Source organism: Parabacteroides sp. AF18-52 (assembly GCF_003479145.1).
GTDB classification, from domain to species: Bacteria; Bacteroidota; Bacteroidia; order Bacteroidales; family Tannerellaceae; genus Parabacteroides; species Parabacteroides faecis.
Window position 1 is genome coordinate 65926 of the sequence record NZ_QUGR01000023.1, and the last position, 21250, is coordinate 87175.

A 21250-nucleotide genomic window follows, 5' to 3' on the forward strand; every position below is an offset into this window, starting at 1 on the left:
TTCTGCACGAAGATAACAATTCATTGATAAACAGAAAAGTCTCCCCGGTAAATTACCGGAGAGACTCTCTTCTTATTGTTTCTCTGAGTTATCCCCAGCCTATAATCGCCAGGATAACCAGTTCATTTCTTACTGAACAATCGCTTTAACAGCTGCTTCTCCTTCCACGGGATATATTGATGTGTTTACCTTCTTCACCCAATCCATATACAACGAACGTCCGACAGCCCCCTTTCCTCCTTATACCCGATGTTATTTTGCAAACTGCAAACCTTTCAGTTTATCCCATGCACCACGGGTAAAGTCAGGGATTTCGACCGGGACACCTCCATGCTTCACGGATGTTTCCGTCAGCTCGGTCAGGCAAGACCATTCGGCTGCATCATATACATCCTGATCTAACGGCAAACCATTATGCAGACAGTAAATAAGACGATAATCCATAATAAAGTCCATACCACCATGGCCCCCTACTTTCCGGGCTTTTTCTCCGACCTCTTTAGTTATCGGATGTTCATACAAAGCCATGATGGAATCCATTTGCGCTTTATTAAGAAATTCGTGTGCTTCAGGCTCCAGAGCAATACCTTCTACGGGATATTTCTGGGCAAAACCTTTCGTTCCGCTAACGACATGATGACGGTCGTACGGACGCGGACTGGTAACATCATGCTGAATCAGAATAGTCTTTCCTTTCTCCGTCTGGATCAACGTAGTATTCATATCACCTACTTTATAGGTCTGTTTCGCCTCTTTTGAATCGGCTCCGAAAGTTTCTTTGGCATATTCAGTCATCCCCACCTGTTTAGTGGACATGGATACCAGATAATTCATTTTATCCCCTCTGTGAATATTCATAATCTGACAGATCGGCCCCAATCCATGGGTGGGATACGGATTTCCGGTATGTTCCTCATTGTATTTCAAACGCCACATTCCCTGATAACCACCCTTCTCACTCGGATAGAAATTTAATGAACGCAGGTCGTGGATGTAAGCGCCCTCCCCATGGATCACCTCACCGAATACTCCCTGTTGAGCCATATTCAAAGTTGCCATTTCAAAGAAGTCATAACAGCAGTTTTCAAGCATCATACAGTGCTTACGAGTCTTTTCTGCCGCATTAACCAATTGCCAACATTCATCGATCGACATGGCTGCAGGGACTTCCACAGCCACATGTTTGCCATGTTCCATCGCATAAACAGCCATAGGAGTATGCTTCAACCAGTCTGTGCAAATATAAACCAAGTCGATGTCATCCCGTTCACAGATTTTTTTCCAATCATCCAAACCGGTATATTCATCGGCTACAGGCAGTTTTTTATCTGTCAATGTCTTTTGCGCACTTTTCACGTAGTCACCATTCAGGTCACAAAGAGCTTTCACTTCTACTCCTTCCAGGAAAGTAGAACGATAAACAGCTCCGCTTCCACGCATACCCAAACCGATATACGCAATACGTACCGTCGGGATAGGATCGCAAGCCAGATTCAAAACATCTGTCTGTCCGGCAGGACGTTCAGGTGTTGATGTCGGGATCATTCTTACCTGTGCCACCGACTGACTACAGGTAAAACTGGCTAAAACAGCCAGTAAAAACAATAAATAAACAATTCTTCTCATAAGTATTTTAAATATATAAAGTGCGAATAAGTTAAGAAAAGCGGGCCATCCTTCATACCGGACGGCCCGGAACTAAGGTCAATTAATACCCTGGATTCTGATCATCTTTCAGAAGCGGGTTCAAGTCCATTGCATTTTGAGGTATAGGCATCAAAAGGATACGATCGTTCCATTTTTTTTCGATCAGTTTATATCCGTTCGGAGCATATGTAATTCCATTCATAGCCTTCTGCCCATAGGCCGAACCATAGCGGCGGATATCATCATAACGATGTCCTTCGCCGGCCAGTTCTATACGGCGTTCATTACGTACAAATTCCAAAGCAGCATCTTTTGAAGGCATGGTAGTCGGCACATTCGGCATTCCGCAACGGTCACGCAGATCGTTCAATGCAGCCTGCACTTCACCGTCCCAGCCAGAATTAGCAATACGGGCTTCCGCGAAAGTGAGTAACACTTCGGCATAACGGATGACTGGATAATCGTCAGAACTGTTATAATCGTTATATGGACTCAATGCCACCATTTTACGATAGCTATATCCGCTCCATGATTCATTTCCGTCCAGTCCGGCTTTGGTCGGATCCCATCTGTAATAAAACGTGCCGCCTTTAAAGTCTGTTTCGTGCCAACCCTTGAACGGGAACTGGATAGAAGCGTACAAACGGCTGTCGCGGTTACGGAACTCCTGCATATAAGCAAATTTTGCAAGATCCATAGTTGGAACCTTTGCTATATAGGCTGCCTGATCCAGGCCATCCACCTCAGCAGTAATCACCTCGAAATTTGCTTTACGGGTTTCCATCGGGATCAACGAACGCACTGTTTTGCCGTCAATATCCCAATAGGCATCCACCAAGTCCTGCATCGGTTCGAATGAAGAGTATCCTGATCCCATCTGGCTGGGACGGATATACGTATAACGTGCCCAGTCATTATTATTATCGTCATTCATATATTCGCGGGTCTGGATATACTCAGGATTGGAAGGAGAAGCATTGTCATGATGCCAAAGAGCTTCATAGCTGAACAGTCCTTTTGCAAACTTGTCCTTATCGATACCTTTTGCTTCAAAATCAATAAACTGACCTAATTCTTCCGCTTCTTTCCTCTGTGCTTCATTCAAAGACGTCACACGGAACAATGAATGGTGCCCCTCTTTAATAATGTTGTTAGCCGAAGCTTCAGCTTCTGTGAAATTTCCGAAATACAGTGCGGCACGTGCACGCAAAGCCAAAGCGGCGGCACGTGTGATACGCCCGGTTTCCTCTGTATAACCACCGTTATATTTGTCCGGCAGGACAGCAGCAATAGCAGCCAGTTCGTCCAGAATAAAAGACTGTACTTTATCCACCGGATCACGCGGAACATTCGGTGCATCATATTCCATCACAGTTGTTACAACTGGCACTTTTCCAAATTTAGTTGTCAGATCCAAATAAGCCTGGGCACGGAAAAAACGAGCTTCCGCTTTCATCCTTTCTTTCAGGGTTTCGTCCATTTCACAGTTATCCACCTTCTCCAGAAAGTTGTTCACAATACGAACCGTGCTGAAACTATATCCACGGTCTTCCGCCGTACTCAGTTCACTTTGCTGGATAGATTCGTATGGACCTTCCCAAGGTTTATGACTATGGGCATTATCTGTACACATCTCATCCCAGATATCAAAACCGTTCCCTTGTGCATAACAGGCATTCAAACCGTACCATGCGTCTTTCTCCGATGTCCAAAAACTTTCTGCCGATATATCGGATGGCGGAATCACGTCCAAATCACAAGCTGTAAAAAAGGCAGTTATCAAACCAAGCACTGCCCATTTCTTTATATTTAGATTTACCATTACTCTTACTTAATTTAAAATTATTGAATCAATTAAAAAGATACGTTCACGCCGAAAGCAACCGACTTGGTTCCTAACGAACCGATACCACGCCCGGAAGAGGCTTCAGGATCGAAATCTTTCATCACATGATCGGCACGCAACGTAAACAGGTTTTCACCGGTCAGGAAAAATTTCAAAGAAGACATTCCCCATTTGGAAATAAGATTAGACGGAACACGATAACCCAGAGATATAGTCTTGATGCGGAAATAGTCTGCATCAAACAACTGGTAATCTGAGAAATACTGATTATAATCATCCAAACTGTGTCCGCCATAGATACGGGGATAAACAGCACGCGGATTCGAATTCTCCTCTGTCCAGCGTCCCAGATGGAACTTACGTGGGTTTGAGTTCAACATAAAAGCAGAAACCTGTTCAGATTCAAAACCAGCCATTGTCCCGGATACACCTTGTCCGAAAATAGAAAGCTCGAAGTCTTTATATTGCAGATTCAAATTAATACCATATGTAAAGTCAGGCACATCTTTACCGATAATCGTGCGGTCTTCTCCGTTAATGGCACTACCCCATTCTACATTCTCGCGTTGCGGAACATACTTTATATCACCGGCTTTCGGTTTACGACCGTAGGTATAATAATGACCGGCATCGATCTCTTCCTGTGTATACAACCCGTCTGTTTTTAGTCCGAAGAAAGAACCGATTGACTCGCCTTCGCGCAGGATATAGCGTATCTTGTCACCACCATTCTGGATAATATCATCAGATTCACCCATATCTTTGATCTCATTATGGTTGGTTGCGATATTGGCACTTACCACATAAGAAAAATCGCCGAACGATTTGCGATGCGTCAAAGCCAGTTCAAAACCACTGTTACGCACCTTGGCTATGTTTTGCGAAGGGTTAGACCAAATACCTGTTTCCAACGGCACATTATAACTCAGCAAGATATCACTGGTATTCTTCACATAGTAATCAGCTGTTAAGCTCAGTAGTCCGTTGAAGATATCGAAGTCGACACCTATATCGGTCAGGGCAACCGTTTCCCAGCCTAATTTCTCGTTTGCCGGTTTTGATTCCAGTACACCCTTTACAGCCTCATTGTCGAAGTTATAATCCGCACCATTATTATACAGTTGGAAATAATCGTAATTACCTACGTTATTAATATTACCCAACGTACCCCATGATGCACGGATTTTCAGGTTATTGATCCAATCGATCTGCTGCATGAAATTTTCCTGGTTGATACGCCATCCGGCAGAGAAAGACGGGAAAATCCCCCAACGGTTATCTTTGTGGAAACGGGAGGAAGCATCCGCACGCAGATTTGCTTCAAACAGATAACGATCCAGCAGGCTATAATTCAAACGGCCGAAATAAGATAGAATCTTATATTCTCTCAGCGGCGTACCATACGAATTCTGGTCCGGTTGATCTTTGCTGATCTCTCCACCAGTCGTCATATCTTCCAGATCATCCGTTACAAAATCTTTCCATTTCGTATAAAGACGTTCATATTTATAATGTTCGTACGAAGTTCCGGCCAGTATACCGATATTATGTACCTTATTCGACCAGTCATAGCGGGCCGTCAATGTATACATAGTCCGGTTTTCACTCTGCCAGAACATATTCATTTCATTTGTATACACACCGGTTCCTGGGATTTCAGCTCCTGTTTCAAAATTCTTTACATTATCCTGCAAAGCGGTATACCCTCTTGATTTACTTTCCCATCCTTTGAATGCACCTTGCCCGGAGATCACCAAGCCTTTAACAGGTTTAAGATCGAATCCCAGATCGATCATTGTATTGTCGGTCTTACCGTCCGACCAGTTATTCTTACTCAGGGCACGTAACGGGTTACCGTTCATAAACGACTGGGTAGCAGCCTTTCCTCCGGCAATGGAACCCCATTCGCCGTTCGACTGCTGCGCAACCATCGTAGAAGGTACCATCAGGAAATTTCCAATCGAAGCAACTCCATGTTCCGTTTTATTAGTACTACGGATAAACTTCACGCCCGATTTCAATGTCAGCCACTTTGTTACATCGGCAGCCACATTGATATCCAAATTATAGCGCTGTGAACTTTGTCCCGGCATGAACTTGTCATCATACAGATATCCCAATCCGGAGAAGAAACGCACTTTATCACTACCTCCGCTAAAATTCAACGAATGCTGTGTGGTAACCACCGGATTATCGAGCACCAGATCCGCCCATTTCGTATTCGGATAATAATCCGGTTTCGAACCGTCTCGGAACCACTTGATCTCATCTTCCGAATAAGCGGCATTTTTACCATTACTTGCATCGCGATTATAAAATGCCTCGTTCAACAAGATCGCATAATCCCATGAATCGAGTACATCCGGCAGATAAGTAGGCATTTTCATTCCGACATAGCCGCTGTAAGAAACATTCATCTTTTCTTTCTGTCCGCGTTTGGTTGTAACCAATACTACACCATAAGCAGCACGTGAACCATAAATTGCAGAAGAAGAAGCATCTTTCAGAAAAGAGATTGTCTCAATACTGTTCGGATCCAGATTCGAAAACAAGTCGGCATCAGCTATAGCGCCATCGATCACATATAAAGGAGAAGATGTACCCAGGTTACCGCGACCACGGAAGTTAATTGACGGTGTCGATCCAGGACGGGATATTACCGTTACGCCGGGAACAGTTCCCTGAACGGCTGCCAGTACATTTGTTTGTACGCGGTCTTTGATTTCTTCCGAACCGATAGCTGCGACCGAGCCGGTCAGGTTCACTTTTTTTTGTGTACCGTAGCCCACTACAACAACTTCATCCAACAGTTCAGAGTCCTCTTCAAGTATAACATTAACCGAAGTCTGCCCGTCTTTCAAAGCTATATTTTTTGTTGTATAACCAATATAAGAGATAAGCACGTGCTTATCTCTTCCTGACACTGTCAGGACAAAATTACCTTCAAAATCAGTTACAGTTCCGTTTGTCGTTCCAGCTTCCACCACGCTGGCACCGATAACAGGTTCGCCATGTGCATCTTTCACGCCCCCTTTGATCGTAACACTCTTCTGCTGTTGCGCTGCATTCACAGACAGTGTACGTGCAGAAGCCTTTTCATCGGAAGCTTTTGAAACTACAATCTGATTATTCACAATCCGGTAAACATATCCGGTATTCCTGAACATATGGTTCAATACCACATCCAGAGAAGCATCAGTAACATCGATTGAAATTTTCTTACCCAGATTGATCTGGTCATCATTATAAAAGAAAGTATAGCCGCTCTCTTTCTCTATTTCTGCAATCACAGACGACAAAGGTGCATTACTTTTCTTCATGGTAATTTGATAGACTTGTGCAAAAGCCGAGATAGGAACCAATCCTATCGCACCTACCAGAAACAACTGTGTGATCTGCTTTCTGAATTGCTTACAGAACACATCCTTCAACAAAATAACTCGTTTGTTCATATTAATAATTAGATAAAATAAATATGCGTTTTTTCTTTCTCTTTATCAGCCAATATTCCTACTGTCTCTTATTATCCACTTTGCCTGTTTTTCATATATTTCTGATTTAAGTTTAACATAATTATTTATTGACTTTCTCATACAATACAAAGCTGTCTCCCCTTTTACGATAGGCAACCGGAGAACTTTTGGATATGATATCCAGTAAAAGTTCCAACGACTCATCGTGAATAGAAAAGGTAAAACTATATTTACCGGCCAGTTCAACCGGACATTTTATACTTATACCGTACCAGCTTTCCAGACGTGGAAGAATCATTCCCAGTTTTTCATTTTTGAAATTAGGTTTTCCATCCCTGCGCCAAGATGAATACAGATCGGCATTTACCTGCACAATTTCAGCCTTTCCTCCTATCACATAAGCCAGTTTCTCATCAGGCTTTACCAGTAAGACGTCCTCTTTACCCTGCTCATTCTTTGTACTTACCTCAACTGCCCCCTCTGCCAGAATCATTTCCGCATAAGAAAGAGAGTCGACACAGAAGACTTCGAAGGCAGTCCCCAATGCCTTTACATCCATACCTTTTGTTTTCACGATGAAAGGATGTTCCGGATCATGATGTACCTTAAAAAAAGCCTGCCCGGTCAGGGATACTTCCCTTCTTTCTCCGTCGAACGACTCCGGATAAGTTAACCTTCCACCGGCATTCAACGACACATGACTACCATCCGGCAGATAGAACGACTCCATCGATTGCCGACCGGCACTTACTACATAAATAGTTTTCTCTTCTGTCCCACTCTGCCCAATTAACCAGGAGCCAACCGAAATAAGCAGAGCCAAAGAAGCCGCTACCGCATACTTCATCCAATAGTCCCGGCGGGTATTATAAGGATGTATCTTCCTCATAACCCGCCCCAACACTCGTTCTTTAGCCACAGGACAAAGAAAAGAATCTCCCGATTCATTCCACTGTTCTTTTAAATGGCGCAAAACAGGCTCCTGACCAGCCAGAAATTCTTTTTCCTTATCAGTCAGTCTGCTTGTCAAAGCTTTTTTTATAATATCCTCTTCTTTCATTTCCTTCATATCTAACACTAAATACTCCAAATTCAGAGTTATCCCCCAGAAGAATATCTAACTTTTTTTATTTTAACAGAACGCCTCATCTTTCTAAGATACTTTTGCTATTCTTCAATTCTTTTCTATCTTTGCAATAATCAATAAAGAAGCTAATTTGGATAATCAATCACTAATACTGGCATTAAAAAGCGGTAGCGAGGAGGCCTTTACTTCTTTGTATCACAAGTATTGCGACAAAGTCTACAAGTTTTGCAGACTTTATTACACAAACGATTCTACCACCGAGGAAGTGGTACAGGAAGTTTTTATCAAATTATGGGATATACGCAGTTATGTAAATGAAAATGAAAATCTGGAAGGATTACTTTTCATCATCACCCGGAATATGATTTTCAGCAATTCAAAGAAAAATTTCAACGAAACTTTTTATAAAATGTCTATCCTTGCGGCTTACGACAAGGCTTATGATATAGAAGAGGAGTTACAGGCAAAAGATCTGCAGATTTATATTGAACGGTTGGTAAACGAATTGCCGCCCAGGCAAAAAGAAGTTTTTTACCTGAGCCGCCATGAACAACTTAGCTATAAAGAAATTGCCGAAAGGCTCGACATTACCCCAAAGACAGTGGAAAGACACATCAATGAGGCTTTGAAATATCTGAAAAAGAATATTTACTTCCTGCAATTATTCCTTTCAGTATAGCAGGTTACTTTCCAATCATCTCCTTCAGCTGTACCGGTTTGTCCGTTGTAATAAAATCGACATTCTTTGCTATGAATGACTCCATCACTGCCGGGTCGTCCACTGTCCACACATTGATCGTCAGGCCGGCATCCTTGGCTTCCTGAATCCATTCAGGATGTTTGTCAAATACTTTATAATGATAATCCAGGCCGGAAAAGCCTAATATCTTCAGGTCTGTCGGTGAAACTTCCCCACGAAGATAAGAGACTTGGACACTCGGAGCACGCCGAATCAACTCCTTACAAATATTCATACTGAAAGAAATATATTCTACCTGGTCTTCCATCTGGTATTTTTGTACCAGATAAAGAATTGCCACGACAGCTTTGTCTTCATTGACTACTCTTTTATGAGGTTTGATCTCGAGGATCAGTTGAGTTCCCTTATTATTCTTTCCCTGGATCAGGTATTCTTCCAGAGTCGGTAATGTCTCCCCGTTCTTCAACTTCAGGTCTTTCAGTTGTTCATAGAGAGATGTTTCTATACAAAAACCCTGAATACTGTCATCGTGGTTGACGACCGGAATACCGTCAGCTGTTATAGATACGTCGAATTCAGAACCATACGCACCAACCTCATGGGCTTTGTTCAAAGCCGTAATCGAGTTCTGGGCAGAACCTTCACAATCCCAATATCCCCGATGGGCAATTACTTTTGTCTGGGCAAAAACATTACTTCCATATAAACATACGGCAAGCAGGATAGTTAACATTGATCTCTTCTTCATCTTCTTTTTTGTATTAGAATCCGTTACAAAATATTGAGCATGTAAACTTACAGATTTTATCCGATATTCGGGAGCATCCGCGGAAGATTTCTAACTCCGGCTAAAACTGCCGGTAATCAATGCGAGTATAAAAAATGATGGTCTTACATTATCTTAACGGGAATAGAAGATATCGGACATAGTTCTTCAGGAACTATGGAAAACAAATCAAATTGAGAAAAACACAGGGCAAAAATAATAAAAAAATTAATATAATATCATAATACCCCGGCTTTAAAATCAGATGAAGTAATTAATAAGCTAATATTTTATTATAAAAACACAGAATTCGATGTTTTACCTTGACTTATTCCTCCTTCTCAAGAACATTATTCGCAAAATTTCCCAATAAAAGGACTGCCTTCTCTCTCAATCAAATTCATAAAGCAATTAGTTCCTGAAGAACTATTGATTAAATTTCAATGCGAGTATTAAATCAACTTTAATTCTAATCTAAAAAAATAAGGCCTATGACGTAGAAAAAACAACAGTTCAGACAATACGTATAAGATACGTATCACTTACCTATTAAAATTATTAATTCTAACTAGTATTAATTCACAATTATGAAGAAAACATTTAATCACATCTCTTTCAACGAGATAGCAAAAATGTCAGCATTTTGTTTTCTATTCTATGCCTTTCCTGTAAATGCATCTGATATAAAACGATCGACAACAGAAAATTCACCGGTAACAAGTATTACCCAGCAAAGCAAAACAATAACAGGCACCATTACCGATACAAAAGGGATGGCTGTTATCGGAGCCAATGTAGTAGTAAAAGGAACAACCAATGGGAGCATTACGGACCTCGACGGAAATTTTACGCTGAACAATGTACCTGCGAATGCAACGCTACAAATATCTTATATCGGTTACAAATCACAGGAGATACCGGTAGGCAACCAGTTAAAAATAGAAGTTACACTGGAAGAAGATACCGAAAATCTACAGGAAGTAGTTGTTGTCGGTTATGGTAGTACGGTGAAAAAAGACCTGACAACTGCCGTGACAAGTGTAAAAAGTAAAGACTTCCTGCAAGGAGCTTCCAATAGTCCGTTACAGATGATCGACGGTAAAGTAGCCGGTGTATCCGTATCCAATACGGCAGCAGCCGACCCGAATGCCAGTCCGAGTATCCAGGTACGCGGAGCCTCTTCTTTGAAAGCCGGAAACGGTCCGTTGATCGTTATCGACGGGATGCCGGGCGGTGACCTGCGAAATCTTGCCCAGCAAGACATCGAATCTATTACCGTATTGAAAGATGGTTCCGCCGCTGCCATCTACGGTTCTCGCGGAGCGAACGGAGTTATCCTGGTTCAGACGAAGCAGGGGAAAGCCGGTAAAGTATCCATCACATACGATGGTTATGCCGAACATGATTTCGTTGCTGCACGACCGGAAATACTGAGTCCGGAAGAGTTTGTGGCCAACAATATCGGAAAGGATTACGGTTCCCGTACGAATTGGTACAACGAGTTGCTCAACAAAAACAACTTCGGACAGAACCATAACCTGGCCCTCTCCGGTGGTAGCGAATCCAGCATCTTCCGTATCTCGGCAAACTACCGTTCGAAAGAAGGGCTCGACATTGCAACAGACCGTAAAGAATATGGTTTACGTGCCAGCTTCAAACAAATCACTTTAGAAGGTTTATTGGAAGTGACAGGAAACATATCCTATCGTTACGCCGATGAAGATTACACCGATTACGGAAGTTTCAAACAAGCAGTCGAACTGAACCCGACCTATTCGAAGGATGAAATGGATGCATTCCGGAATAACTTCGATAGTTACAACCCGATCTTCAACCTGACAAGACGTGAAAACGGAGCTACACAGGAATACCTGACTACCGACTTCAACATCAAACTCAACATCCTGAAGAACCTGAATACCGAATTAAAACTCGGCCGCCAGGGACATGACAAGAAGCAACGCGAGTATTATTTCAAAGACCATCGCGAGTCGATCAACAACAGCCGTAACGGACGTGCCCGCCTGGAAAATGAGAAATGGGTGGACTATACGTTAGAATGGTTAGGCAATTATTCGCTGGATATAGATCGGCACCACCTGAAAGTAATGGGCGGTTACTCCTATCAGGAATTCAACTGGGAAAAGTTCAATGCCGAAAACATGAACTTCCCGACAGACGCTTTCCTGTACAACAACCTGGGAGCCGGCGACTACAACAAGGCCGACGGACGTCTGGGCATGGAATCCGATAAAAACAAAGAAAAGACGATCGCTTTCCTGGGACGCGTCAACTATGATTTCGATAATACTTTCCTGTTCACGGGTTCTATCCGTTACGAAGGGAACACCAAATTCGGTACGGATCATAAATGGGGTGCTTTCCCTGCTGCTTCTGCCGCATGGCGTGTTTCCCGTCTTTCCTTCTTCGAAGATTCTCAGACTGTGAATGACCTGAAACTCCGTTTCTCTTACGGACAGACCGGACGCTCGGGCTTCGATAAATACATCTCCCTGGCAAAATATACCGGTTACGGATGGATGCCGAACAGTGAAGGTAAATGGGTTCAGGTATACGGCCCGGGAAACAATCCTAACAAAGACCTGTCCTGGGAAAAACAAATATCCTACAACCTGGGTATCGATTATACCTTGTTCAACTCCCGCCTATCCGGTAGTTTAGACCTTTTCATCCGCGAAGGGAAAGATGTAATCGGTGAATATCAGGTTCCTGTTCCTCCCTATTTGCACGAAAAGATCATGACTAATGTAGGTACAACCAATTCCAAAGGTTTTGAATTACAGGTAAACTGGGATGCCGTACAAAACGACAAGTTCACCTATTCAACCAATGCCACGCTTGCCTATACCAAATCGAAGCTGAAATCATTCTCTAACGAGAAATATGAGTTGGGTTATATGGAAGGCGACGGTCTGCCTTCACCTGGAAACCCCGGCCCGTGCCAGCGTTTGCAGGATGGTATTGAAATCGGTTCATTCTACGGATACCGCTACGCTGGTGTCGATGAAGATGGAAATATCATGGTTTTCAAAGATGGTATCAAAGGAGGAGAAACCGTACGGGGACGTGACGCCAGCGAAGCGGACAGAACCTATATCGGCAACGGTACGCCCAAATGGGAAATGGCCTGGGGAAACACATTTACTTATAAAGGTTTCGACCTGTCCCTTTATTTCCGCGGACGTTTCGACTACCAGATCCTGAATCAATACCAGATGTATTATGGTTTGCAAGGAGTAACAGGTATTAACAAGCTGACATCCGCTTATAAGGAAAATGCCCATATCAAAGGAGAAAAGATCATGTGCGACTACTTCCTCGAAAACGGTAATTACCTGAAACTGGATAACATCACGCTGGGATGGACACCTAAACTGAATACGAAATGGATCTCCAACCTGCGTATTTATGCAACCATGAAGAACGTGTTCACCATCACGAAGTATTCAGGCGGCATGGACCCGTCAAGTGTCGACGTCACTGGCTTATGGGCCGGTAGAGGCAGTATGGACTTATATCCGACAGCCCGCAACGTATCATTCGGAGTTCAAATCAGTTACTAAACTAAAAGTATATACAGCATGAAAAATATAAAATCACTTTGTGCAGTCAGCCTGATGGCTACAACCATGGCTTTCACTTCCTGTACGGATCTGACGGAGGAGCCATTCAATATATTGACAAGCGACAACTACTTCACAGACAAAGCATCTGTCGAAGCAACCGTACTCCGCCCCTACGAACACGCTCAATGGTGTGGATGGGACGGCGACCGCTGGCAGTTGCAGGAACTTACCGGCGACCATTTCGTCTGGACACAGAAAGGACGCCACGGCTATGACGACGGACAATGGGTCCGTCTGCACGAGCATAAATGGAATTACGATATGAACCAGATCAATGGAGGTTGGGTCGGTCCATATCAGGGTATCCAACAGATCAATTCACTCCTTCGCGATTTCAATGTCCTGGACTTCCAGGCAATGGGGATCACGGATGAAGAGAAAAACAACTACATCGGCGAATTACGTACTTTACGTGCCTGGTTCTATATCTTCCTGATCGACTTCTACCGGAATGTGCCTATCTTCACGGAAAAGGATGCACCGGACGAACTGCTCGCCCAGGCTACACCCGAAGAAGTATTCAGCTATATCGAGAGCGAACTGAAAGATGTATTGCCTCAACTGAAAAAAGAGAATATCGTCGGTCGTTTCACCCAGGCTCCTGCTGCGGCATTACTGGCCCGTATCTATTTCAATTCGCAGGTATGGCTCAATGTCGACCGTTCGGCAGACTGTAAAACATTCTGCGAAGATATCATTGCCGGTAAATACGGGGAATATCATATCAACCAGAACGATTACCGCGATCCGTTCCGCTCCGGCATCAAAGGATACAGGTCGCCTGAACTGTTGTTCGAATTCCCCCACAAACGCAATGTGTACCAGTTCGGCGGTTTCCATGATTCTTTCCTGCATTATACTTCCGGCCAGGCTTTGGGTAATCCCGACGGTGGCAACAATGGTATTCACATGACACCTTCACGGGATTTCGATGGCAACGTGTATAGTTTCGCCAGCCAACTGGGAACCCCGTATGAAAAGTATGCAGACTGCGATTACCGTAAACAACCGTTCCAGATCACCAGTGCCAACGGCGATTACGAAGGTTTCTTTATGATCGGAACCCAATACAAGTTCGACTATACAAAAGGATACGGCTACACGAACGAGACAGTAAAAGGAACGGAAGAATACAAAGGTGAACCGTTGATCTATGTAGATCAGGTCGGCCGTTTCTCCGAAGGTCTCAGCACGGCTAAAGAAAAAGGTTCGCGCGTAACGACAGGAGAAGAAAATTCAGGCGTACGTTTCAATAAGTTCCCGTATCTGCAGGAAGGCGACGGACTATATATGTGCCAATCCGCACCGGAGATCCGTCTGACAGAAATCTATTATATGCTGGCAGAGATCAATTACAGAAGCGGCAACAAAGCTAAGGCTGCCGAACTGCTCGATTTTATCCGTGTCAGAAACTATCCGGCAGACGAATGGGGTAAATACAGCTATGTACAAAATCCGGCCCTGCTGACCGACCAGGAGTTTGTCGACGAATGGGGACGCGAGTTTATCGGCGAACGCCGCCGCCGTTCGGACCTGATCCGCTGGGGACGTTTCGGTAATGCCTGGTGGGATAAAGATGTCGATCCGTCGGATAAAGAATACACGATCTTCCCGATCCCTAAGCGCCAACTGGACGCCAACCCTCTGTTAAAACAAACGACAAAAGGCTGGTAATCATCTGATGAAACAACTATGAATAAGCGGCCGCATCTACTAACAATTCAGCACTTAATAATAAATTCCAGGCTGCTTATTCATAGAAAAAAAGGTTGCAACGTTCAGAACATTGCAACCTTTACATTTATAAAGATGTATCTCTTTTTCTTATTTCTTGTTTTCTTCAATCCACTTGCGTGCATTTACAAAACCTTCAATCCACGGAGTTACTTCGTCACCTTTACGGTCAGCAGGATAATAACCGCACTGCCATGGGAACAAAGCACGTTCCAGGTGAGGCATCATAGCCATGTGGCGTCCGTCGTGTGAGCAGACACCGGCAACCGACCAGGGCGAACCGTTCGGGTTGGCAGGATAGCCTTCATAGTTGTATTTAAGAGCAATATGATATTCTTTCTCTTCGTACGGGAAGCTGAACTTTCCTTCTCCGTGTGTGATCCAGATACCCAGTTTCTGTCCGCTCATCGGACCGAACATCACTGAATGGTTCTTCGGAATCTCTACAGAAATAAAGTTAGACTCCAGTTTGTGAGAGTCGTTATGCAACATCTTATGTTTCTTTTCGTGTTCCGGATAAACCACACCCAGTTCAGCCATCAGCTGGCAACCGTTACAGATACCCAGACTCAACGTATCAGGACGTGCATAGAAGTTATCCAATGCTTTCTTAGCCTTTTCGTTATACAAGAAACCACCGGCCCATCCCTTGGCTGAACCTAAAACGTCGGAGTTGGAGAAACCACCGCAGAATACGATCATATTCACATCTTCCAGTGTTTCGCGTCCCGAAGCCAGGTCAGTCATGTGAACGTCTTTCACGTCGAAACCGGCCAGATACAATGCGTAAGATGTTTCACGTTCGCACTGGCAACCCTTTTCACGGATTACAGCAGCACGGATACCACTCTTACCTTTACGGTCGGGAGTCAGACCGTAATCAGCCAGCTTACCGGTGAAGTTCTTGCCGTATTTAAATTCCAGCGGCTGCATCTTATAGTTTTCGAAACGGTTGCCTGCGCATACGCTACCGCTCTGCTTGATATCCAGTTTGTAAGACGATTCGTACCATACGTCACGCATATAGTCGATACCGAAGTGATACTGAACACCGTCTTTTTCCACCAGGATATGACGTTCGGCAGTCGGTTTGGCAATGATAGCGAAACCGACACCGGCTTCTTCCATCAACTTTTCGAAAGTTTTCTTGTCTTTCACCTGTACCAGGATACCCGGGTTTTCAGCGAACAGGATCTTCACGATGTCTGTTTCAGACAGCTTATCCAGATTGACTTCCAGACCGCCTTCTACGTTTGCGAAGCACATTTCAAGCATGGTAGTAAGCATACCACCGGCAGAAATATCGTGTCCGGCAAGGATCAGACCTTTCTCGATCGCATCCTGTACGGCGTTGAACGCATCTGCGAAATATTCGCTATCCTTCACGGTCGGCACTTCATTACCCAGCTTGTTCAAAGCCTGTGCAAAAGCAGAACCGCCCAACTTCATCGTATCGAACGAGAAGTCTATATAATATATGTAAGAATTCTTTTCGTGAGCTAATACCGGAGAAACGATCTTGCGAATATCGCTTACCTCAGCACCTGCCGAAATAATTACCGTACCTGGAGCGATCACCTTATCGTCGCCATACTTCTGTGTCATCGACAAAGAGTCTTTACCTGTCGGGATATTGATACCCAGTTCGCAGGCAAAATCTGAAGCGGCCTGAACAGCCGTGTACAGACGAGCGTCTTCTCCTTCGTTGCGGCACGGCCACATCCAGTTAGCACTCAAAGAAACACCGGTCAACTTATCAGCCAGCGGAGCGAATACGATATTCGTCAACGACTCAGCGATAGCCATTACCGAACCGGCAGCCGGATCGACCAAAGCCACCTGTGGAGCATGACCGATGGAAGTAGCGATACCAGCCTTTCCGCGGTAATCCAATGCTACGGCACCCAGGTCACTCAACGGCAACTGCAATTCACCCTGGCACTGCTGACGGGCGATCTTACCTGTTACGGAACGGTCTACCTTGTTGGTCAACCAGTCTTTACATGCAACAGCTTCGAGCTGAAGTACGTTTTCCAGGTAATGATGTATTTCTGAATCTTTGTAAACCACAGGAGCATAAGTTTCGCTCACTGTATGGTCTGTCATGATTGTTCTAGGCGGTTTACCGAACATATATTCCAGCTTAATGTCGATCGGTTTCACACCGTCGGCCTGCTCGAATACGAATTTCATATCGTTGGTCGTTTCACCTACTACATACATCGGAGAGCGTTCGCGGTCGGCAATGCGGCGTACGCGGGCAACGTCTTCTTCCTTCATCAGCAAGCCCATACGTTCCTGGCTCTCGTTTCCTACGATTTCCTTAGCAGAAAGCGTAGGGTCACCGACAGGCAACTGGCTCATATCGATATGTCCGCCGGTAGCTTCCACCAACTCAGACAGACAGTTCAGGTGACCGCCTGCACCGTGGTCGTGAATAGAGATTACCGGATTGTTGTCAGACTCTGCAATCGCACGGATCACGTTCGATACACGTTTCTGCATTTCCGGGTTGGCACGCTGTACGGCGTTCAACTCGATACCGCTGGTGTACTGTCCTGTATTTACAGAAGATACGGCACCACCGCCCATACCGATACGGTAGTTGTCACCACCCAGCAGTACGACCTTTTCACCCGGCTGAGGATCACCCTTCAAAGCATCGCGCATATTGGCATAACCAACACCACCTGCCAGCATGATCACTTTATCGTAAGCATATTTCTTATTATTCTCTTCGTGTTCGAAAGTCAGTACCGAACCGCAGATCAGCGGCTGGCCGAACTTGTTACCAAAGTCGGAAGCACCGTTGGAAGCCTTGATCAGGATCTGTTCCGGTGTCTGGTACAACCAAGGACGCGGGTCCATGATCTTTTCCCATTCACGAGCACCTTCCGTACGCGGATAAGCAGTCATGTAAACGGCTGTACCAGCGATAGGCAAAGAAGCCTTACCTCCGCCCAGACGGTCACGGATCTCACCACCTGAACCGGTAGCAGCACCGTTAAACGGCTCAACCGTTGTCGGGAAGTTATGTGTTTCAGCTTTCAGAGAGATAACCGATTTATATACCTTTGTTTCATAGAAATCAGGTTTGTCACCGCTTGCCGGAGCAAACTGTTCGATCACCGGACCTTCATTGAAAGCCACATTATCTTTATAAGCAGAAACCAGTTTGTTCGGGTTTTCTGCCGATGTTTTCTTAATCAGGTTAAAGAGAGAGCTTTCTTTCTCTTCTCCGTCGATAACGAATGTACCGCCGAAGATCTTGTGACGGCAGTGTTCCGAATTTACCTGTGCAAAACCGTACACTTCGCTGTCGGTCAGCTTACGTTCCAGCTTCTGGCTTACTTCGTTCAGGTAAGACACCTCTTCAGCACTCAGCGCCAGCCCTTCCTGTTGGTTGTAAGCTGCAATATCTTCGATATAAACAATCGGATCCGGTTGTTTACTGATCGTGAAGATATCCTGGTTCAGTCCGTTGTAAATGCGTTGCAGCATCGGGTCGTGGTCTGCCTCACCGGAAGATACAGGGAAGTATTCTTCGATACGTGAGATACCGCTCAATCCCATATTTTGGGTGATTTCCACGGCATTAGTACTCCACGGGGTGATCATTTCCCGGCGGGGACCAACATACCAGCCATCCAATGTTTCCGATTGAACGGGAGTTGCTTCACTAAACAACCAAACGAGCTTTTGAACATCTTCAGGAGAGAAAGCATGTGCCGCCTCAACAGCCAGCACCGTCTTTGTTGGAGATTGAAAGAATAGAATCATATCGTCGATTTATTAAGATATTCCAATAACAGACTGCAAAGATAGTAAATATGTAGCAGATAAAAATATTCATCTTTACATTATTAAATTTACAACCCTTCTCTCAGCATCTTTTTCTGTGGCAGGAAGAAACGTTCTATCAAACGAGAATCATCGGTTACTATTTCAGCAATCGTTTTCATTTCATAAAAATTGACGACAAACGCCCCTCTACTATGAATCGATCAATTACATTTATATATAATAATGAGAGGATTACTATCTTCGTTCATATCACGATAGACAGCTGGAGCTTGTTCATCAAAATAGTTCAAATCTTTCAGATCTTGAATTTCTCCACCTGATAAAGTCTGAACATATATATTCTCTTTCGCATAATGGTATAATGGCCAGATAGGGGCTCCATTATCAATATCATTTTTAACACCTAAAACTCTTTTCGTTTTAGGCGCATAACTTTTTGTTTGTTTTCTACTTTTATTATATTGCAAAACGGTACCGCCTCTATCACTTGCATATCTCAAATATAAACAAGAGTCTGTTTCAAAAAAGCCCTCTCTATTAATAAATAGATAATTCAAATTATTCCCATCAAGAGAATTTGTATAATATTTAGAAGAGTAAGCCAATTGATAAATTTCTCCTCTGATAGGATTTTTTAAATCCAAATAATAAGCAGGAACAATTGTATCTCGCATTGCCCTATAAAGGATATTAATACCTCCGATTTTGTACAACACACCGTTTTTATGAGAAAAAAAGAACACGCGTCCTAATCTGCAATTTTCAAGATCGCATTGTTTTACATACGATTTTCTTGAATAATACTTTTTCCCCAGAATATCAAACATACCAGAAACATAATTCAATGAATCAGTCAAAGGAATTATAGATTCCTTAAAAGTAAAAAACACCTCATCACCTAAAGGTAACATAACTCTTATTTCATCGAACGGATATTCCAAATTTCCTAAAAACTTTCCTTCAAAAGAAAAAACGGCTATACTATGTTTTCTTCTAAACTGCATTACATAGACCTTTTCTCTATATTCATCTACAAATATATGATGTGGATTAACCTGTTCAGGACCTTCACCAACCCTGGCGATTACTTTGATAAAATTACCTTTCCGATCATATTTCATTATTCCTCCATCATGAGAGAGCATTAAAAACATATAATCCTTTGTAAAAGCGATATCTATTATCTTTCCGATTATCTTTTTATTATCAATACGAACATACTCTATACTCTTAAATTCATTTTTTATCGATATATCATCATTATTATGTTGTGTATCACGCACTTTTACCACATCAGTTATGGTTGACAATTCAGCAGGATCTTCTATTATCATTTCCATACGTTTTTTATCACCTTGTTCATGACAAGACAATATTACTAAATGAACAAGTAGCACAACAGCAAACCAAAAGAGTTTCACGCATTTCATAATTAATTAAGATTTAAGCGACAGAAACGTCTTAATTCAAAGTCTCGGTCACAATTTACTGATTAATTTTATCTTAACAAAAAATAGCATCCAAGAAATTATGATATTTTACATCCACAAAGACTACTACACGGTCTCAAATAACACATTCATAACAAATTAGCCCAGTTATATCATTATAAACTCTCCCAAAGATATAAAGTCACCTTAGTGATAAGTACTCCATTTTTTAGTTCTCCATAAGCACAACCACAGATTTGTCATCCGGTGAAATTAATTTCAGGAAATTAAGACTCAGTTTAGAAGAGAATGATACTTATTTTCGTTATCTCACCAAAGAGAAAATTACCGATGGGAAATGATGTCACAAGTTGTACGATGGGAAAATAGAAATGGCCTCAGTAAAGGTATTGTGTCACAAGATCTTCCTCATGCAACGATTTATTCCCAGATTAGGGATTGAACCCTACAAAGAAATAAATCGAAGACTATGGGAAGAGAAAATTAAATTTGCAACAATTGCAGCATAAATGTTAATTGAATATAGCACAAACCAAATTTAAATTCTTTTTAAAGTAATACTAATATGCACTCGCATCATTCATACTGGAATTGCTGAGAATATACACCTGTGTATAGCTGCTTATACAAAGACATTTACAATTACAAGCACCTTTCAAAGCATTCAGTTCACGTTTCTCTAATTCAGCCTTTCTGAATTCATGTAATTTAAGCTTACCTAAAGTTTTCATTTTCTTTAATGGTATTAAGATTAATAAGAGATTTTAACATGTAACAAAGTTAACATTCGATTTAAAATCACAATTAGCCCAATTGAGTCTATTTGAGTTTTCTCTACTTTTATTATTCTAAGTCCGAGATTATGTTTTACCTTTTTTTGAAGAAGCATCAATGTTCTTTTGCCTCAGCATCCTGTTTTAGACTGTCACTTTTCCGGTAAACAGTCCATACTGAACAAATATTGTTTCATACTAATGAAACACTTGTTCCACTATGGAGAAACAACTGTTTCATTAGGGAGAAACAAAATCTGGCTTGTAGTTTAACGATTTTAGTTGACTACTTTCTGCCTAATCAATAAAAAGGGTTGACTCG

At 42.9% G+C, this 21250-nt stretch carries 11 protein-coding genes; 3 read left to right on the forward strand and 8 right to left on the reverse strand.

Going from position 1 to position 21250, the window contains the following annotated elements; translation table 11 throughout:
• Positions 1–252: 252 nt before the first annotated feature.
• The 4 genes from DWX23_RS22795 to DWX23_RS22810 form a co-directional block, all read right to left on the reverse strand.
• Positions 253–1626: a Gfo/Idh/MocA family protein gene (locus DWX23_RS22795; protein ID WP_122376185.1), complete on the reverse strand. Its 1374-nt coding sequence runs from the start codon at positions 1624–1626 to the stop codon at positions 253–255.
• 82 nt (positions 1627–1708) lie between these two features.
• The gene (locus DWX23_RS22800) at positions 1709–3469 is read right to left on the reverse strand and encodes a RagB/SusD family nutrient uptake outer membrane protein (RefSeq protein WP_122376186.1); all 1761 of its coding nucleotides are present in this window, start codon (positions 3467–3469) and stop codon (positions 1709–1711) included.
• A gap of 32 nt (positions 3470–3501) precedes the next feature.
• Positions 3502–6945, reverse strand: a complete 3444-nt coding sequence (locus tag DWX23_RS22805; protein WP_122376187.1) for a TonB-dependent receptor — start codon at positions 6943–6945, stop codon at positions 3502–3504.
• A gap of 121 nt (positions 6946–7066) precedes the next feature.
• A complete protein-coding gene (locus DWX23_RS22810) occupies positions 7067–8035 on the reverse strand; it encodes a FecR family protein (RefSeq protein WP_122376196.1) in 969 nt (322 codons plus the stop codon).
• A gap of 148 nt (positions 8036–8183) precedes the next feature.
• On the opposite strand from DWX23_RS22810, the gene DWX23_RS22815 reads away from it, so the two are divergent.
• The gene (locus DWX23_RS22815) at positions 8184–8732 is read left to right on the forward strand and encodes an RNA polymerase sigma-70 factor (protein WP_122376188.1); all 549 of its coding nucleotides are present in this window, start codon (positions 8184–8186) and stop codon (positions 8730–8732) included.
• A gap of 4 nt (positions 8733–8736) precedes the next feature.
• Here the strand turns inward: DWX23_RS22815 and DWX23_RS22820 are convergent, their stop codons facing one another.
• Complete coding sequence (locus tag DWX23_RS22820; RefSeq protein WP_122376189.1) at positions 8737–9501, reverse strand: glycerophosphodiester phosphodiesterase family protein; 765 nt, start codon at positions 9499–9501, stop codon at positions 8737–8739.
• Between the two features lie 605 nt (positions 9502–10106).
• Between DWX23_RS22820 and DWX23_RS22825 the strand changes: the two genes are divergently transcribed.
• Positions 10107–13103: a SusC/RagA family TonB-linked outer membrane protein gene (locus DWX23_RS22825; RefSeq protein ID WP_122376190.1), complete on the forward strand. Its 2997-nt coding sequence runs from the start codon at positions 10107–10109 to the stop codon at positions 13101–13103.
• Positions 13104–13121: 18 nt separating this feature from the next.
• The gene (locus DWX23_RS22830; protein WP_122376191.1) at positions 13122–14840 is read left to right on the forward strand and encodes a RagB/SusD family nutrient uptake outer membrane protein; all 1719 of its coding nucleotides are present in this window, start codon (positions 13122–13124) and stop codon (positions 14838–14840) included.
• Positions 14841–14990: 150 nt separating this feature from the next.
• Here the strand turns inward: DWX23_RS22830 and purL are convergent, their stop codons facing one another.
• The 3 genes from purL to DWX23_RS22845 all read right to left on the reverse strand — a co-directional run bounded on the left by purL (position 14991) and on the right by DWX23_RS22845 (position 20886).
• Positions 14991–18680 carry a phosphoribosylformylglycinamidine synthase gene (gene purL, locus DWX23_RS22835; RefSeq protein WP_122376192.1) on the reverse strand — a complete coding sequence of 1230 codons (3690 nt, stop codon included), beginning with the start codon at positions 18678–18680 and terminating at the stop codon, positions 14991–14993.
• Positions 18681–18904: 224 nt separating this feature from the next.
• Complete coding sequence (locus tag DWX23_RS22840; protein WP_158607114.1) at positions 18905–20044, reverse strand: 6-bladed beta-propeller; 1140 nt, start codon at positions 20042–20044, stop codon at positions 18905–18907.
• Between the two features lie 671 nt (positions 20045–20715).
• Entirely contained in the window at positions 20716–20886 is a 171-nt protein-coding gene (locus DWX23_RS22845) for a TIGR04149 family rSAM-modified RiPP (RefSeq protein WP_122355977.1), read from the reverse strand.
• Positions 20887–21250 lie beyond the last annotated feature (364 nt).

What these genes read in the sequence shown, in the direction of transcription:
- DWX23_RS22795 (WP_122376185.1), bottom strand. Translation starts at nt 1,626, where the DNA reads ATGAGAAGAATTGTTTATTTATTGTTTTTACTGGCTGTTTTAGCCAGT.
- DWX23_RS22800 (WP_122376186.1), bottom strand. Translation starts at nt 3,469, where the DNA reads ATGGTAAATCTAAATATAAAGAAATGGGCAGTGCTTGGTTTGATAACT.
- DWX23_RS22805 (WP_122376187.1), bottom strand. Translation starts at nt 6,945, where the DNA reads ATGAACAAACGAGTTATTTTGTTGAAGGATGTGTTCTGTAAGCAATTC.
- DWX23_RS22810 (WP_122376196.1), bottom strand. Translation starts at nt 8,035, where the DNA reads ATGAAGGAAATGAAAGAAGAGGATATTATAAAAAAAGCTTTGACAAGC.
- DWX23_RS22820 (WP_122376189.1), bottom strand. Translation starts at nt 9,501, where the DNA reads ATGAAGAAGAGATCAATGTTAACTATCCTGCTTGCCGTATGTTTATAT.
- DWX23_RS22825 (WP_122376190.1), top strand. Translation starts at nt 10,107, where the DNA reads ATGAAGAAAACATTTAATCACATCTCTTTCAACGAGATAGCAAAAATG.
- DWX23_RS22830 (WP_122376191.1), top strand. Translation starts at nt 13,122, where the DNA reads ATGAAAAATATAAAATCACTTTGTGCAGTCAGCCTGATGGCTACAACC.
- purL (WP_122376192.1), bottom strand. Translation starts at nt 18,680, where the DNA reads ATGATTCTATTCTTTCAATCTCCAACAAAGACGGTGCTGGCTGTTGAG.
- DWX23_RS22840 (WP_158607114.1), bottom strand. Translation starts at nt 20,044, where the DNA reads ATGGAAATGATAATAGAAGATCCTGCTGAATTGTCAACCATAACTGAT.
- DWX23_RS22845 (WP_122355977.1), bottom strand. Translation starts at nt 20,886, where the DNA reads ATGAAAACTTTAGGTAAGCTTAAATTACATGAATTCAGAAAGGCTGAA.